Origin of the sequence: Alterotamlana spongicola, assembly GCF_035818475.1 — a bacterium.
In the GTDB taxonomy this organism is placed as follows: domain Bacteria; phylum Bacteroidota; class Bacteroidia; order Flavobacteriales; family Flavobacteriaceae; genus Cognatitamlana.
In genome coordinates this window covers 566,744-584,000 of sequence record NZ_JAYMGV010000001.1, presented here as the reverse complement: position 1 = coordinate 584,000, position 17,257 = coordinate 566,744, and the positions used below count along the sequence as shown (strand labels likewise).

General features: G+C 32.0%; 17 protein-coding genes and 1 tRNA gene. 10 read left to right on the top strand and 8 right to left on the bottom strand.

Features of this window, described 5'->3' with window-relative positions:
* Positions 1–46: 46 nt before the first annotated feature.
* The 5 genes from VOI54_RS02455 to VOI54_RS02435 all read right to left on the bottom strand — a co-directional run bounded on the left by VOI54_RS02455 (position 47) and on the right by VOI54_RS02435 (position 6,871).
* Positions 47–490 (bottom strand): retropepsin-like aspartic protease family protein, encoded by a 444-nt coding sequence (locus VOI54_RS02455; RefSeq protein WP_326281143.1) that lies wholly within the window; start codon positions 488–490, stop codon positions 47–49.
* The gene (locus VOI54_RS02450; RefSeq protein WP_326281142.1) at positions 447–3,032 is read right to left on the bottom strand and encodes a CHAT domain-containing protein; all 2,586 of its coding nucleotides are present in this window, start codon (positions 3,030–3,032) and stop codon (positions 447–449) included. Before VOI54_RS02450 ends, VOI54_RS02455 begins: the two co-directional genes overlap by 44 nt.
* Positions 3,033–3,063: 31 nt before the next feature.
* Positions 3,064–5,019, bottom strand: a complete 1,956-nt coding sequence (locus tag VOI54_RS02445; protein ID WP_326281141.1) for a DUF7849 domain-containing protein — start codon at positions 5,017–5,019, stop codon at positions 3,064–3,066.
* A gap of 309 nt (positions 5,020–5,328) precedes the next feature.
* The gene (locus VOI54_RS02440) at positions 5,329–6,303 is read right to left on the bottom strand and encodes a hypothetical protein (RefSeq protein WP_326281140.1); all 975 of its coding nucleotides are present in this window, start codon (positions 6,301–6,303) and stop codon (positions 5,329–5,331) included.
* Between the two features lie 79 nt (positions 6,304–6,382).
* Positions 6,383–6,871 (bottom strand): hypothetical protein, encoded by a 489-nt coding sequence (locus VOI54_RS02435; protein ID WP_326281139.1) that lies wholly within the window; start codon positions 6,869–6,871, stop codon positions 6,383–6,385.
* A gap of 134 nt (positions 6,872–7,005) precedes the next feature.
* On the opposite strand from VOI54_RS02435, the gene VOI54_RS02430 reads away from it, so the two are divergent.
* The 10 genes from VOI54_RS02430 (at position 7,006) to VOI54_RS02385 (ending at position 13,573) form a co-directional block, all read left to right on the top strand.
* Complete coding sequence (locus VOI54_RS02430; RefSeq protein ID WP_326281138.1) at positions 7,006–7,587, top strand: RNA polymerase sigma factor; 582 nt, start codon at positions 7,006–7,008, stop codon at positions 7,585–7,587.
* Between the two features lie 5 nt (positions 7,588–7,592).
* The gene (locus VOI54_RS02425; protein WP_326281137.1) at positions 7,593–8,339 is read left to right on the top strand and encodes a tetratricopeptide repeat protein; all 747 of its coding nucleotides are present in this window, start codon (positions 7,593–7,595) and stop codon (positions 8,337–8,339) included.
* Positions 8,340–8,406: 67 nt separating this feature from the next.
* On the top strand, positions 8,407–9,174 hold the full coding sequence (locus VOI54_RS02420; protein ID WP_326281136.1) for a TatD family hydrolase: 768 nt from the start codon (positions 8,407–8,409) through the stop codon (positions 9,172–9,174).
* 4 nt (positions 9,175–9,178) lie between these two features.
* On the top strand, positions 9,179–10,210 hold the full coding sequence (locus tag VOI54_RS02415; RefSeq protein ID WP_326281135.1) for an asparaginase: 1,032 nt from the start codon (positions 9,179–9,181) through the stop codon (positions 10,208–10,210).
* Between the two features lie 75 nt (positions 10,211–10,285).
* Positions 10,286–10,373 (top strand) — tRNA-Ser (locus VOI54_RS02410).
* A gap of 75 nt (positions 10,374–10,448) precedes the next feature.
* A complete protein-coding gene (locus VOI54_RS02405; protein WP_326281134.1) occupies positions 10,449–11,222 on the top strand; it encodes a MotA/TolQ/ExbB proton channel family protein in 774 nt (257 codons plus the stop codon).
* A 20-nt stretch (positions 11,223–11,242) separates the two neighbouring features.
* Positions 11,243–11,674 carry a hypothetical protein gene (locus VOI54_RS02400; RefSeq protein ID WP_326281133.1) on the top strand — a complete coding sequence of 144 codons (432 nt, stop codon included), beginning with the start codon at positions 11,243–11,245 and terminating at the stop codon, positions 11,672–11,674.
* 6 nt (positions 11,675–11,680) lie between these two features.
* Complete coding sequence (locus VOI54_RS02395) at positions 11,681–12,268, top strand: ExbD/TolR family protein (protein WP_326281132.1); 588 nt, start codon at positions 11,681–11,683, stop codon at positions 12,266–12,268.
* A gap of 16 nt (positions 12,269–12,284) precedes the next feature.
* Positions 12,285–12,761: an ExbD/TolR family protein gene (locus VOI54_RS02390; protein ID WP_326281131.1), complete on the top strand. Its 477-nt coding sequence runs from the start codon at positions 12,285–12,287 to the stop codon at positions 12,759–12,761.
* A 119-nt stretch (positions 12,762–12,880) separates the two neighbouring features.
* The gene (locus tag VOI54_RS02385) at positions 12,881–13,573 is read left to right on the top strand and encodes a porin family protein (protein WP_326281130.1); all 693 of its coding nucleotides are present in this window, start codon (positions 12,881–12,883) and stop codon (positions 13,571–13,573) included.
* Positions 13,574–13,624: 51 nt separating this feature from the next.
* Here the strand turns inward: VOI54_RS02385 and VOI54_RS02380 are convergent, their stop codons facing one another.
* From VOI54_RS02380 to asnS, 3 genes are all read right to left on the bottom strand, one after another.
* Entirely contained in the window at positions 13,625–13,861 is a 237-nt protein-coding gene (locus VOI54_RS02380) for a hypothetical protein (RefSeq protein ID WP_326281129.1), read from the bottom strand.
* 368 nt (positions 13,862–14,229) lie between these two features.
* Entirely contained in the window at positions 14,230–15,690 is a 1,461-nt protein-coding gene (gene rpoN / locus VOI54_RS02375) for an RNA polymerase factor sigma-54 (protein ID WP_326281128.1), read from the bottom strand.
* Positions 15,691–15,777: 87 nt separating this feature from the next.
* Positions 15,778–17,211, bottom strand: a complete 1,434-nt coding sequence (asnS, locus tag VOI54_RS02370; RefSeq protein ID WP_326281127.1) for an asparagine--tRNA ligase — start codon at positions 17,209–17,211, stop codon at positions 15,778–15,780.
* Between the last annotated feature and the right edge of the window lie 46 nt (positions 17,212–17,257).

The window sequence follows — 17,257 nt, the reverse complement described above, 5'->3', positions numbered from 1 at the left end:
AGAGAATTAAGTGCTATTAATTAAAAACTATAAGTAGCTGTAGTTTTTATAACTTTAAATATAAATATTTCTTTTCATAATCTATGATGGCTTTAGCTTTTTTTAAGATATCTGCTCCAATAATACCATCAACAGGTTTTGAATTGTGATTAATAAGGGCTGTGTTTACATGGGTAAGATTAAACAATACTAAAACGACCTTCTTGCTGGACCATTTTCCAATTTTAACCTTATTTTTTTTTGCCATTTTGGTATCCATATTGATAGCTCCGGCACCAGCCGCTTTAACTATAGAGTCTTCAGCTTTTAAGTTAAAGGTTTCCACGCCTTCAAAACCAACACAAGAACTGGAAGCGCCAGTATCAAGAATAAACAACCCTTTTTTACCATTTATACTAGCCTTTATCTCAAAATGATTGGTCTTGGTAAGATGTAATTTTACCTTACTATAACCTCTTTCCAGAAGAAATTCTTGAAGCCTTTTTTCCATAGCGCTTTCTTAATTTATAGGACAAAAATACTATAATTAAAATGATAAGTACTAGATAGAGTATATTAGTCAGATCATGGCCGGTATTTGGTTTTGTAAGCTCGCCATAATAAACAAAAGCCCCCCAATAGTAAGGCGATTTTTTAGTATTGTTTATATTTTTGTCTGCTAAGTAATTTAATTTTGATTGTTGATTTGAATGATTAGCTGATTGCTTTTTTCTATAGTTACTATAAAATGATTGCATGATTTGAGATGCCGATAAATCATTTATTTGCCATAAAGAAAACAATAAGTTTTCTGCTCCTGAGTATTGAAACCCACGTGCGATACTCATAGGCCCCTCTCCTTTAAAAAGTTTTCCAACTCCGGTTTCACAAGCACTTAAAACCAGTAAATCAGGGTTTATACTAAGGCTATATAATTCATTTAAATACAATGTTTCATCATAAAAGTCAATGTTTGCAGGTTTTATAAAATCACCGCTACTGGCATGTGTAGATAAATGTAAGATGTCATAATTGAGGGCGTTTTCTATAAAATTAGCTTTGGTGGCATTGTTATTCATTAATAGTTTAGATGTCATTTCATCTTCAATGGCATGAGCTTCATCAATGGAATAGGTAAGTTTTTTATTAGTGTTTTCAAATACAGGAAAAACCCCTAAGAGAGTCTTGCTTTTTTTTGGTTTACGCTTTAGTACATAAAAAAGAGCACTTGAATTATAAACTATATTTTGAGTTTTGACCACAAAAGGCATTTTGTTAAATGAGATAGCCTTTGTTTTGGACGTTAAGAGGGTTTCAAAAGGAATAAAATTTAACACACCATCCGGGATGATAATTATATTTTTGTACTCCAGGACTTTATCCAGTTTTAACAGTTTAAATAGGTTAAAAGCACTTGTTGTAAAATTATTGACATTGTTGTTTATAATTGATGAGTCATCAAAAAGGTGAATGAAATCAATAATTTGTTCTTTAGTTGTATCACTTAAAGCAATGTAATTTAAAGAAATAGCTGTACTTGTAACTATAAATTGATAAATGGTATGTTGACCATAAAAGTATTCAATAAAAGCAGCATTGTCTTTTGATAGGCTGTCTTGTAAGGTTTTTAATGAAAAATGAGATTTGCTATCCGGGTACTTTTTGGAAATTGACTTTTTAATTTTTTTTAACTCAAGGCTAACTTCACTTAGTTTTTTACTCAGGTGATTGATTTTTGAAGCTTGGGCTGCACTTAATTGTTCTTTTATAAAAAGATTAGTGATGCGTTCTTGTTCTTTTAAAAGGTTAAACTCTTTAATAAGTAAACTGTCATTTGGAAATTGTTTCAGCTGTAATTTTTTTTGAAACATATCCTTTAAAGTAGATACTTTACTGTCCTCTGAATATTGAAGTGCCTTGAATAAAAAAGAATGGTTTTTAGTTTGATTATATAGGTTAAAAAGAATCTTGATGCATTTTTCGCTTCTAATTCTATTATTAGTTTGGTTTAAGATTTTGGTTTCTTGAGAGGTCCAATTGTTTTTTAACAGGCTGGATACATGAAAACTTAGGTCATAATACTTTAGAGCAAGATTTTCATTGGGCTGTAAGGTGGCATACAAATCAAAAATGTCAATAAATGTGTTTTCAGCAAATAAATCATTTTTTAGAGGCAAAGACCCTTCATCAAAACTTGGTATCAATGTTTTAATTGATACGTTTAAGCTTTTAATAGCTTCAGTATTATTATTCAATAAAGCGTGGATTTGGGCTTCTTCAGTTAAAAACTTTGCTAAAGTTCTTTTTGATATGCCCTTGTCAGAAAAGCGTTTAGCTTTGAATTTTTGAAATTCCGATAGGGCTTTATTGTAATCTTTATTTTGAAGGGCAATTTTATAGTTCTTTTCACTATTTAATGTTAAAGGAATGGTCTCCGGATCAGATATTTTTTTTAAAGCAATTTGACTCTCAATATTTATGTCAAGCAGTTTTTGTTTTTGATTTTTGTCAATATTTGATTTATTTATAAAATCTGAAGTGAGCTTAATTACCGTTTCATGCTTGCCTATAGTTTGATAAAGTATTGACAGATTAATGGCTCCACTAGTTTGGTGCTTGAGATTGTTACTTTTTTCGGCTAAATAGATATACTGATTAATAGTATTTATAGCATTGGTGTAATCCCCGGTTTTTATATATAAATTCCCTAAGGGAATTAAACAGCTTTTTACAATATCAAAATCAGAGAATTTTGATAAATGGTTGTCGTTAAAGCGCCTTACGGCTTCTTCAAAGGTAAAAATGGCGTCCTCTAGTTTTGATTGTTTTTCTAAATAATAGCCTTTATGACTTTGTAAAAACACTAAAGCCAGTTGTTCATCTTTAGTCTTTACCTGTTTTTTAAAAGTATTTTCCTGTTTATTTAAAAGCTGTAATGTTGCTTCGTTTTTTGTGCTGATAAAAGACTCGGCAGCAACATAAATGGTTTCTTCAAGGCTTTGTGAAAACACTATTGGAGACATTAAGAATAGAAGAAAACCTAGTTTTTTCATTATGTGAATTATCAAATAAGAGGCTTAGCTGTTAAAATTTCCAAATGGCATAAAATTGCCAGTGATTGAAGTTATTTTCAAAACTCATAATATACCGTGCCCCTAAACTAGGGCCAATACGTGCAAAACCAACTGTAGCTTCAAATAATAAACTTGTGTTTAAATTGGTAAAAGAATTTGATTGTTCTAACTGATCTGTAATGGTATTAATAATAGGAGCATCAGGAAAGGTTCCTTCAAATTGTTCTATCAAAATATTCTGATTTTGTTTTTCACTTATAGAAATAGTATTCTGTAAACCTGTACCCAGGCCTATATAATTATTTACATTATATCTAACCAACAAAGGAATATCCCAATTTATATTTTCATAAGAGGTGCCGGTTGTTGTGCGTTGTCTAAAACGAAAGCCTTGTGGGCCATCAACAATATCTTCAATTATTTGAGTATTGTCATTATAGTTGTGAAAATTATTCATGAGCTCTACCTGCCAATACCAGCGATAGGATTTATATGGAGATAGCGTGGCTCCGATAAAATAACTTTCAGAATTTTTTAAATCGCTAAATGAATTGTAGCCTATTTTGGCTCCAACTGATATGCCGGGTAAAAAACGAGTGGTTGAATAATTAGTAATTATAGGGTCATTCTTATCAAAGATAATGGCGGTTCTACTTTTTGTTTTTTTCTTGTGAAAGTCTTTGGTAAATTTAATATTGTACTTAACAAAGCCTTTGGTAGAATCATACACTTTAACATTTTTTTGTTCACTTCCCGGTAAATAGATGTTTTTAAATGTGAAAATAACTTGTTTGTCTGTGATTGTAGTATCTAAACAACTATAAAGGACTTCTCGTTTTGGACAAATATCGCATTTTGGATACATGTCTGTTACTTTTAAAGTAGCTTTATCCAGCATTTCAGGAATATCGGTTTCCAGCCTAATGGTTCGTGCCGGACCTTCTCCATTATTCTGGAATTTAATCTTGTATTTTAAGGTTTTAAAACGAACTAATCTGTAATTCATGAAAGTTCCGTTTGATGACATTTTATTTGGATCATGAGACGTTACAATTTCCATTTCCATGTCTTTGATTTTATGATTGTCATAATTGGAATCTGGTACATAAACCCCTCTAATAGATATGATGGCACTGGTGTCTTTAACCATTTCAGGGGTTGTTTTTAAACTAAAAAAAATATGGCGTTCTTCTTGAGGTTGCATATCATCAAATTCTAAAAGACTCCAATTTTTATAAAGTGTTTTTGATTTTTCAATAGTTAAGGGCAGGTTTGTTTTTTCAGTAGAGTCTTGTAATATTTGATTGTTTTCAATAACAGAATTATGTGATGAAGCTAAATATGTGGTATCATCATCAATATGATTTGCATAGGCAAAGTCATCACCTGAAATATCTTTTTCATTATTATGCGTTCTGGTTTCTATTAATTCAAAATTATCAGCTTTATATTCATGCTCGTTATAAAACACGTATAGTTTTCCATTTGTAACGTATTCTTTTGTGTTCTTGTAGCTCATTATAACAACCATTTCTTGACTTGGCACGGGCTCTCTATTGCGTTTTAATACAAAGTCTTCATCCATAGAAGCCTGATCTTCATACTCGGTTGTTACTTGATTAACGGCTATTTTTTTAGGTCTTGTAGTTGGTGGTTCTCCTGTGTCATAATTGTTAGTGGCCCAAAGTCTTGCCTTGTATTCGCCTTTCTTTTTATAGGTGTGTTTTGGAGTTTCTTCTGTGCTATAATGCCCGTCACCAAATTCCCAATAATGGGTGTAAAATGCTTTAGGAGCTCCTGCAATTTGATTTAAGGCTGGTGTTTCAGGGGTAAAATTAACTTGATTTCCACTGGTTATATACTTTATAACAGCTGTTCTGGTAATGGTATCGGTCACCGTAATTTGTTGAGAAAAGCCAGAAATACACAATAAAAAAAGTATCACAGAAAGTAACGCATGATGCATAATAATAGTTGTTTAGATGTTTAAATATACAAAAGAGTCCTATTTAATTTTAATTATTAAAATAAACGTTACCTGCAACCATTAAAACATTAGCAATAATTACTAATAAAATAATAACTGCAAATAGTAAAATTAAAATTGAGGGCTCTTTTTTCATGACCTTAAGTTTATATGTTTTTATATCAACAAAGTTCCTTTTTTGTTACCTCTGTATAAGTGGAAAAGCCAGAAACAATTGGTTTCTGGCTTTTAATAAGTAGGTTAAACAATTGGGAAACCATTTATGAAGTAGGCTAATTATTTCAATGGTTAAGGTAAACCGTTGATAATAGTTGTTAATTGTGCTTCAGTGGCAACAGATGTTTCTCCTTCCGTAAATGTGATAATGTCATTTTCAGCAATGGTAACTGCTTTTATTGCATATTTCCAGTTGTCGCCGTCTTCAGTAGCAAAAATGATATGACATTCTAATCCAATAGGAATTTGTCCATAATGCTCACTAAACAAACCTGAACCGACATCATAAGTGTCTAAGTTAGCCAAGCCTGTTTCTTCACCGTCATATGAAATAAAAACAGAACTATTTGTGTTGTCATATCCTTCCGGAACAGCAACTAAAATGGTTGTTTTTGGACGAGGATCATTATAAAAGCGATCTACATTTGACCATCCAAATGATTGAAAAAAGCCATAGTATTGATTTCCTTCAGCAAAAACACCATCTTGACCATTAGCCCCATCACGCTTATCTTCTTCCCAGGCAAGGTTACCGTTTTCGTCAATAATACCATTCCAAAGAATCATTTCAGGATCTGCCCCTCCGGTTAAATCTGCAGGAATTGACATTTGAAATCCACAAGTTGATTCTAAATTTTCACCATTTTGAGTAGCATTAACAAAGAACTCTCCCCCGGAGATCAGTAATGCTTTATCTCCGTTTGGTAATACACCCATAGTAGGCTTGTTGGTTGTAAGCATATTGCCTTTTTCAAATAGTTCAACAAACTCTAAATCAACAGATCCCGTTACGGCATTTCCGTTTAGAGTCAAACATGCTCCATTAATGTAAATTTGAACCCCTTTCTCAGAAGTTAATGTTACACCGCCATCTTCAGCATTGAATTGAAAATTTTGAGTTAAATTCTCTAAAGCAGCTTCTTTTAATTCGTTAAAATCCTCTGCAGATGGGCGAATTATAATATCACCATCATCGTTTTTTGTACAACTTGTAAAAAGTAAAGTTGCCATTAATAAAGTTCCAAAAATGTGTTTTAAATTATTCATAATAATTGGGTTTTAAATTGTTTTTCAAGTTTATATAAACAGGGTAATCATTTTGTTACCCTGTTTTTGTAATTATGTTCTATTGTTGAGGTTGACTGATGATTATTTTAGTAAGTACAGGCTCTCCTGAAGCTACTAGCTGTACCATTTTACGGGCGTAATCTTCAGTTGAAGCATATCCTTTAGCAAAGCCGGTTGCTGTTTCAACTTCCCAGAAATAGTTTCTTTTGGTATTCATTTCAGATCTCAACACAAAAAAACTTTTAATTTCTTTTCCTATTACTATTTCACCTGAACTGGATAATGCCACCATTTTTTCGGCGTGTTTTAATGATAATGAGGTTCCTGAATATGTTTCTTTGGTGGTTTTAACTTGCCATTCGAAAACTTGAGCAATGTTATCTTTTGTAATTTCTGTTGTTTCATTATCAGCCTGAATTGGGTTGTTGTCTGTTGACGCATTTAAATTCATTACTAATAAGATTACAGTTCCGATAATTAAAATTGATTTTTTACTCACGTCATTAATACTGTTTAAGTGTTCGTGAAATTTTTTTGAAATTTTCATGATTTCTAAATTTTATGGATTAATTATATTTTGTTTAGCCTTTTTTGACTGTTACGCCCTTATATCAAATCCATTTAAAAATTGTTACCCTTTTATTTCAAAGTTTTTTACTTTAGTAGCAAATACAAGGGGTAATGAGCGAAAAAAAAACACATGAGGATCAAAAATATATCGATGGATTGCTTAAAAACAATGCGTTCATTATCCAATCTATATATGATAAGTTTGCTCCTAAGGTGATCAATTACATAAAACAAAATAGTGGTGATATTGGTAAAGCGCAGGATGTTATTCAAGACACCTTAATAACTATATATAATCAGGCAAGTCAAAAAAACCTGAAGCTTACCTGTCCTTTTGACGCCTACTTTTTTTTATTGTGTAAACGCAAATGGTTGAATGAATTAAAAAAGAATTCTAAAAAAGAGGTAACAATTAATCAAGAGATCTTATCTAAAGGAGACGAGGCACAAGAGCTGGTTTTTGAAACATCTGTATTTGATGAAAAACAAGCCTTATTTACAGAGATGTTTGGTAAACTGGGAGCCGCATGTAAAGACTTATTAACAGCTACTTTTAAAATAAAATCAATGGAAGAAGTGGCAAAAAAATTAGGAGTAACTTATGCGTATGCCAGAAAAAAGAAATCTTTATGTATTGGGAAATTAACAAAACTGGTTCAAGAGTCTCCTAAATTTAACCAACTTAATGCTTAATTGTTATGCAAGACCAAAATTATATACTGTTTGAATCTTACTTGTCTAATGAGTTGTCAGAAGATGAGGTTGCGGCTTTTGAACTAAGATTAAAAACAGAACCGGAGTTTAATCAGGCGTTCAATACTTATAAAGAGTTACATGCCTTTTTAGAACATAAATTTGGAAATGAAGATGCATCAAATGCATTTCAGGAGAATTTAAAAAAGATTTCTACTGGGTATTTTAATGAAGATGGGAAAACCACAGATTTTAAACAGGCACCTAAAACTTTTAGTTTTATAAAATATGCCATTGCAGCTTGTATTGTTGTTTTGTTTGGAATTTTCACTTTTAATCAGTTTTCAGGACCATCTTATAGTGATTATGCCGAATATGAAACCATTAGTTTGATAGTTAGAGGAGAGGAAAACGATATGTTGAAAGTAGCTGAGCAAGCATTTAATTCAGGGCATTATGAAAAAGCTAATGTAGCCTTTCAGGATTTACTAAGTATTGATAAGGATAATTCTGAATTAAAATTTTATTATGCTGTTACCAACATAGAATTAAATAATTATAAAATTGCCGATAATTTGCTGGATAACTTGAGTAAGGAGAATTCTATATATAAAAATAAAGCCCTTTGGTTTTTGGCATTAAGCAAATTAAAGCAGGAAAATCATGAAGCTTGTCAGGAGATTTTAAGAACAATTCCGCAAGAGGCCGATGATTATGAACAAGCTCAAAAGCTTATTAGGAGATTAGATTGAATTTCTCATAAAATAAATTAAATAAAGTAAGGTCACCTATTAAAGGTGACTTTTTTATTTTTACAAAATGAATATAACAGATACTCACACCCATTTATACAGCGAAGCTTTTGATGAAGATAGGAATGAAATCATCAACAGAGCTATTGAGCTAGGGATTACCCGGTTTTTTATTCCGGCTATAGACTCTACATATACTAACGCTATGTTTCAATTAGAGATGGATTTTCCTAAGCATATTTTTTTGATGATGGGCTTACATCCCACACATGTAAAAAGTAACTTTATGGATGAATTAAAGCACGTAGAGGATATGCTGGCCGCTAGAAAGTTTTATGCAGTCGGAGAAATTGGTATTGATTTATATTGGGATAAGAGTACTTTAGAAATTCAGAAGGAAGCATTTAAATATCAAATACGGCTTGCAAAACAATACAAATTACCCATTGTAATTCATTGCAGGGAGGCTTTTGATGAGATTTTTGAAGTTTTAGAGGGCGAAAAGAGTGATGATCTATTTGGAATTTTTCACTGTTTTACGGGAGATTTTGAACAGGCACATAGGGCTATTTCTTTTAATATGAAATTAGGGATAGGAGGAGTGGCTACTTTTAAAAATGGGAAAATTGATACGTTTTTAAATCAAATAGATTTAAAACATATAGTTTTGGAAACAGATTCACCTTATTTATCACCGGTTCCCTATAGAGGAAAACGAAATGAAAGTTCATATATCATAAAGGTGCTGGAAAAATTATCCATTATATATGGGCTATCTGCTGAAGAGATAGCTGAGATAACTACTGAGAACTCTAAAGCTGTTTTTAAAATCTAAAGATATGAGCAATACTAAACCTAACATATTACTTGTTTATACCGGTGGAACAATTGGTATGATTAAAGATTTTAAATCCGGAGCTTTAAAGACTTTTGACTTTAAAACACTTTTAAAAAAAATACCGGAGCTAAATTTATTGGAATGCAATATTGATACGGTATCCTTTAAAGACCCTATTGACTCCAGTAATATGAACCCTCAATACTATGTGAAGATTGCTGAAATTATTGAAAGCAATTATGATCATTTTGATGGATTTGTTGTCTTGCATGGAAGTGATACAATGAGCTATACAGCTTCAGCATTGAGTTTTATGCTGGAAAACTTAGCTAAGCCAATAATATTTACCGGTTCTCAATTGCCTATAGGAGATTTGCGTACAGATGCCAAAGAGAATTTAATAACCTCTATTCAAGTGGCTTCATTGCAAAGTAAAGGTAAAGCATTGATTAAAGAAGTTTGTTTGTATTTTGAGTACAAATTATACAGGGCAAATAGGACTACTAAGTTAAATGCTGAGCATTTTCAGGCTTTTTCATCTTTTAATTATCCAGACCTAGCAGAATCTGGGGTCCATTTAAAAATAAATCATGATTATTTATTTAAACCAAATCTTAGAAAAAAGCTAAGAGTCCATAAAGCATTAGATCAAAATATTGCATTAGTGAAGTTATTTCCGGGTATTACAAAGACGGTTTTAGAGAATGTTTTTAATATTTCTAATTTGAAAGCGGTTATTTTAGAAACCTACGGGGCCGGGAATTGCAGTACAGAAAATTGGTTTATAGAGATCTTGCAAAAAAATATTTCTAAAGGTATTTATGTAATCAATATAACACAATGCTCTGGAGGAAGAGTTATGATGGGGCATTATGAAACAAGTAGCAAACTGAAAAAGATAGGAGTTATTTCAGGAAATGATCTTACAACCGAAGCTGCAATTGGAAAATTAATGTATATGCTGGGACAAAAAACACCCCATAAAGTGTTCAAAACCATGTATGAAACATCTTTGCGAGGTGAATTGTCATAAAATTAACGACTAAAATTTTAGCGTTCAAAGTTTTTTTTGTTATTTGAGCCCGGTAAATTAATGAATTAAAAATACAGAGAGGTGGCCGAGTGGTCGAAGGCGCACGCCTGGAAAGTGTGTATACCTCAAAAGGGTATCGAGGGTTCGAATCCCTTCCTCTCTGCTGTTATTTTTTATTATTTAATTGCTTTTTTTTTATATCTTTAACGCTTTAACTAATAAAATTAAGATCTAGAACATGAAAAGATTATTTTCTATCCTTGCCATTACAGGAATGATGGTATTTGGAACTGCTAATGCAACTACAATTGCAAACACAACTACAGCCGTAACTACTGTAATGAGTATGACCCAAGAAGAAGAAGCACCTGCTGCTGAAGAGCTTGGATTTCATCAAGAATTAAAAAAGAGATTTATTGAAGGAGGCCCAGGGTTTATGGGTATTGTATTGTTATGTTTAATTCTAGGTTTAGCAATTGCTATAGAAAGAATTATCTTTTTAAATCTGTCTACTACAAATACTAAAAAATTAACACAAGATGTTGAAGATGCTTTATCTTCAGGAGGTGTTGAAGCTGCAAAAGAAGTTTGTAGAAATACAAAAGGACCCATTGCATCAATTTATTACCAAGGTTTAGATAGAACTGATGAAGGTATAGACGCTGCTGAGAAAGCTGTTGTAGCTTACGGAGGGGTGCAAATGGGACAATTGGAAAAGAATGTATCTTGGATTTCATTATTTATCGCTTTGGCACCAATGCTTGGTTTCATGGGTACGGTAATTGGTATGATTCAGGCATTTGATAAAATTGAAGCTGCTGGAGATATGCAACCTTCTCTTGTTGCAGGTGGTATTAAAGTAGCACTTTTAACAACAGTATTTGGTTTAGTAGTAGCCATTATTCTTCAGATTTTTTACAATTATATTATTGCTAAGATTGATAGCATTGTTAACAGCATGGAAGATGCTTCTATAACGTTAATGGATCTATTAATCAGAAACAAAAAGTAATAATTTAAAACTAAAAAATTATGGGTTTACATAAAATATTAAAAATTGCAGCTTTTGCTCTTGCGATTATTGGTGCGATTTTTGCACTAATGATAATGACGGGAGACGATGAGACTGCACAAAGTATGAGTGGAAACATGCTTTACATAGCCTATGTAGTTTTAGGTATTGTAGTGTTGCTGGTTTTATTATTTGTTTTAAAAGGTTTGTTTGCCGGTAATATTAAAAAGACTTTAGTAACTGTTGGTGCATTTGCAGCAATAATATTCTTATCTTTTGCAATATCATCAGGAACAGATCTAGATTTAACGCCTTTTACTGATAAAGGCTTAGATGTAGACGAAGGGACATCAAAGACTGTTGGAGCCGGATTATATGCATTTTATATCCTTGCAGTATTAGCAATTGGTTCTATGCTTTATGGTGGCGCAAAAAAAATATTTAATAAATAAAAAATTATGGCAAAAAGAGCAGCACCAGAAGTAAATGCAGGCTCCATGGCCGACATTGCGTTCCTATTATTAATATTTTTCTTAGTAACAACAACAATTGAAACAGATTCAGGTATTAACCGTAAACTTCCTCCAATGGAAGAATCTGAAGAAGATGTTATTATCAAGCAAAAAAACATTTTTACTGTTTTATTAAATGGTAAAGATCAGTTACTTGTTGAAGATGAAATTATGGAACTTAAGGATTTAAGGCTAGCAGCTGTTGAATTCTTAGATAATGGAGGAGATGGATCATGTGATTATTGTAAAGGGAAGAAGGACCCGTCATCATCTGATAATCCGGATAAAGCGATCATTTCTTTGAAGAACGAGCGTGAAACTTCTTATAAAACATATATAGCCGTCCAAAATGAATTGGTAGCAGCATATAATGAATTAAGGAATACAAGAGCTCAAGCACTTTATGGAAAGTCTTTTAAGGAAATGGAAGCTAATTATAAAGATGTAAATTGGCCAGGAAACAAGGATAATTTGAAAAAGAAGATTGATCAAATTAAAATTGAATATCCTCAAAAACTTTCAGAAGTACAATAATTTAACATTTATTAATATGGGTAAATTTAATAAGAAAAAGAAAGGTGATTTGCCGGCAATATCTACAGCATCTTTACCGGATATTGTATTTATGTTATTGTTTTTCTTTATGGTTGCAACCGTAATGAGACAAAACACTTTAAAAATCGAAAACAAATTACCATTTGCAGATCAGGTTGAAAAACTAGATAAGAAAGATTTGGTAATGTATATCTATGCAGGAAAGCCAAGTGCAAATTATAAGCAATTTGGTACTGAAGCAAGAATACAGCTTAATGATGATTTTGCTAGTGTAAGTGAAATTGCTGCATTTATTGCTGCAGAACGCGCTTCAAAACGAGAAGAATTAGTGCCATTTCTAACTACTGCTTTAAAAGTAGATAGTGATGCAAACATGGGACTAATAGGAGATATTAAGCAAGAACTACGTAAAGTTAATGCACTAAAGATAAATTATACTACCAAGAAAGGTAGTGTATTTGGAAGAGATTAGTTTTACACTCTTAATTTTATATGAAAGGCGTCTTGAAATCAGGACGCCTTTTAAGTTTCAAATGTTTTCATAATTTAATACTTATATTAGTATTATACTTGAATAAGTAACTGTAATTGATGAGGTTTTATAGTACTATATTTCTACTTTTAATATGTTTTAACCAGAGTTTTGCTCAGAACATAAACCCTACAGAAGTTGATTCTTTATATAGAGAAGATCAATTTTATGCCGGAGTATCCTATAATGTACTTATTAATAAACCATCAGACGTCTCCCAAAATGGGTTTTCATTAGGATTTAATCTGGGTTTTATTAGAGATGTACCAATAAATAAAGCAAGGAATAAAGCTTTTGGGATTGGTATAGGTTATTCAACTAATTCATACAATCAAGATTTATTGATAAGTAAAGACAGTAACGGTAGCTTTACCTATAACAAGATAGAAGATAACAATAGCTTTACCAAGAATAAATTTTCTACACATTTAATAGAATTACCTATTGAATATAGGTGGAGAACATCAACATTTACAGAGTATGAGTTTTGGAGAATTTATGTAGGTTTTAAATTGAGTTATATGTTAGCACATAGTATAAAGTATAACGGTGAATTGGGAAAACTCAGGTATACAGATAACACTGATTTTAATAAATTCAGGTATGGTTTAACCTTAAGCACCGGCTATAATACCTGGAACATAAATGTATACTATGCATTAAATCCTATTTTTTCCAATAATGCGCAATTTGAGGGGAGTAATATTGATATGAGTGTTATAAAATTAGGGTTGATATTTTACATATTATAATACCCGCTAAAATGACTTCAGAATAAAATAAATTCACTTTAATTTAAACACTTATAGCCAATTAGGGATTAGTACTAATTGCGGAATGACACCAATAAATAGCCCCATAACAAGCTCTTTTGAGTTGTGTGCATTTACGTGAAGCCTTGATGTGGCTACCGCTCCAATTATTACAGCCATAATGGCCAAGGTACCATTAATGTTTATACTAAAATGGATGCTTAAAGCTATAAAGAACATAAATAATCCAGATATGCCAATCATGTGTATACTGGCTTTAAATTTCATAATAGCAAGTATTAAACAGGCCATATTAGAAATAAGTATCCCAACAAAGAAAAAGTACAATTCAATAGCTTGGGTTGGCGTTATAATACGTTGTAACACTATTAAAATAATAACACAATTCAATAAAAGGGGGTATATGCGTTCTCTTGTTGTATTGAGGTAAATTGAATTGACCCTCCCCAAGGTTTTTAAAAGAAAATAAAGCAAAATAGGAAGCATTATAGTTAATATAAAGAGTAATATTAACTTTGCTTGAATAATTTCTGCAGGAATAAAGCGGGGTGATTTTAAAAAGTAAAAAATAATCCCCATCAAGGGCATAAGCAAGGGGTGGAAAATATATGAGATACTCTTTAACAGCTTATCCATTATATTTTTTTACGTAAACGAGCTACGGGGATATCTAATTGTTCTCTGTATTTGGCTACAGTGCGTCTCGCAATAGGGTACCCCTTTTCTTTTAGAATTGAGGCTAATGCTTCATCTGTCAATGGCTTTTTCTTATCTTCTTCTTCAATAACAGTTTCTAAAATTTTCTTGATTTCCCGAGTTGAAATGTCTTCACCTTGGTCATTTTTCATAGATTCAGAAAAGAAATCTTTAATCAATTTTGTACCATAAGGTGTATCAACATACTTACTGTTTGCTACTCTGGATACTGTAGAAACGTCCATAGAAATTTCATCAGCAATATCTTTAAGAATCATGGGTTTTAAATTGCGCTCATCACCCGTTAAGAAATATTCTTTTTGATAATGCATAATAGCACTCATAGTGACAAACAAAGTCTGCTGACGTTGTTTAATAGCTTCAATAAACCATTTTGCTGCATCCAATTTTTGTTTTATAAATATAACAGCGTCTTTTTGAGATTTTGATTTGTCTTTAGAATCTTTATAGCCCTTAAGCATGTTATTATATTCTCTGGATACATGTAGTTCAGGTGCATTTCTACCATTAAGTGTTAACTCTAATTCACCATCTATAATCTTAATAGCAAAATCAGGAACTACATGCTCTATAATCCTATTATTTCCAGCATAAGATCCACCGGGCTTCGGGTTTAAGTGTTCTATTTCAGAAATAGCTTGCTTTAATTTTAACTCAGATATGTCAAACTTTTGAAGTAATTTTTTATAATGCTTTTTTGTAAATTGATCAAAAGCCTTATCTATAATGTTAATGGCTAATTCTGTATCTTTTGTTTTTGTTTTTCTGTGTAGTTGAATGCTTAAACATTCCTGAAGATTTCTGGCTCCTACTCCTGCAGGATCCAATTGATGCACAATCTTTAATACTTTTTCAATAGTATCCTCTGTAGTATAAACGTTTTGGGTAAAAGCCAAATCGTCCATGATATCACTTAATTCTCTTCTTATATAACCACTTTCATCAACACTACCAACCAAGAACTCAGCAATATCCCGTTCTTCTTCAGATAACCTGTATGTATTTAATTGATTTATTAAATACTGTGTGAAAGAAGTTCCGGCTGCATAGGGCATGGTTTTTTCTTCATCATCACTGCTATAGTTATTGGATTGGGTCCTGTAATCAGGAATTTCGTCATCACTCAAATATTCATCAACATTGATATCATCTGTGTCAATAGAATCATTATCGTTTAATTCATCTGTAGAATTATCAAAATCAGCATCTAATTCATTTTGGCTATCTTCCTTGCCACCTTCTAATGCTGGGTTTTCCTCTAACTCTTGCTTTAAACGTTGTTCAAATGCTTGAGTAGGCAGTTGAATCAATTTCATCAATTGAATCTGCTGCGGAGACAGCTTTTGTGATAATTTAAATTGTAAATATTGTTTAAGCATGTTTTGATTTAAGGATATGAATCAAAGATAAAAAAAGAGATTAGTATACCAAAGTCATACCAATGTTTCACATCGCCTAAATCTTTACTAGAATTCAGCGTTTTGGGGAGTTCTTGGAAAAGGTATAACATCTCTAATATTAGTCATCCCTGTAGCAAACATGACTAAGCGTTCAAAACCTAGTCCAAAACCGGAATGAACGGCAGTACCAAATTTACGTAAATCTAAATACCACCAAAGCTCTTCTTCAGGAATATTAATGGCGGCCATTTTTTCTTTTAATATATCTAAACGTTCTTCACGTTGTGCACCACCAATTATTTCACCAATGCCAGGGAACAGAATATCCATGGCTCTTACAGTTTTACCATCATCATTCAAACGCATGTAAAACGCTTTTATATTTGCCGGATAATCAAATAAAATTACTGGGCATTTAAAATGCTTTTCAACTAGGTAGCGCTCATGCTCACTTTGTAAGTCTATACCCCATTTGTCAATTAAATATTTAAATTTCTTTTTCTTGTTAGGTTTTGAATTGCGTAAAATATCAATAGCTTCAGTATAACTAACACGTTTAAAATGATTGTCTGTAACAAAGTTTAATTTTTCAATTAAAGTCATACTGTTTCGCTCTGCCTGCGGTTTTCTTTTATCTTCTTCTTGTAAACGCTTGTCTAAAAACTCTAAATCTTCACGGTTATTCTCAAGAATATATTTAATAACCGATTTCATAAAATCTTCAGCCAAATCCATGTTACCGGCTAAATCCATAAATGCAACTTCCGGTTCTATCATCCAAAATTCAGCTAGATGTCGCGAAGTATTTGAGTTTTCTGCTCTAAATGTTGGTCCGAAGGTATAAACTTTTCCAAGAGACATGGCATATGTTTCGGCTTCTAATTGACCTGAAACGGTTAAGTTAGTTTCCTTTCCAAAGAAATCCTGAGAATAATCAATATTACCATGATCTGTTAAAGGTGGGTTTTTAGAGTCAAGACTGGTTACCTTGAACATTTCACCTGCGCCCTCAGCATCACTTCCTGTAATGATTGGTGCATGCATGTAATAAAAACCATTATCATTAAAATATTTATGAATGGCAAAAGACAGAGATGAGCGTAACCGCATTACGGCACTAAAAGTATTTGTTCTGGTACGTAAATGTGCGTGTTCTCTTAAGAACTCAAAAGAGTGCTTTTTAGGTTGAATAGGATAGGTTTCCGGGTCAGAATCACCAAGAACATTTAATTCATTAACTTGTATTTCAACGTTTTGGCCCTTTCCCTGGCTTTCAACCAATTCTCCTTTTATACTTACAGCAGCACCGGTAGTTATGCGTTTTAAAAGTGCTTCGTCAAAATTTTCAAAATCTACAACACACTGTATATTATTTAATGTTGAACCATCATTTAAAGCGATGAATCTATTTGCTCTAAATGTTCTTACCCAACCTTTAATTTCTACTTCTGGTATTAAAATTTCTTGTGATAATAATTCTGAAACGGTTCTTGACTGCATAAACACTTGTTTTGAAATGTAAATATAATGGATTCAATAATTAAAA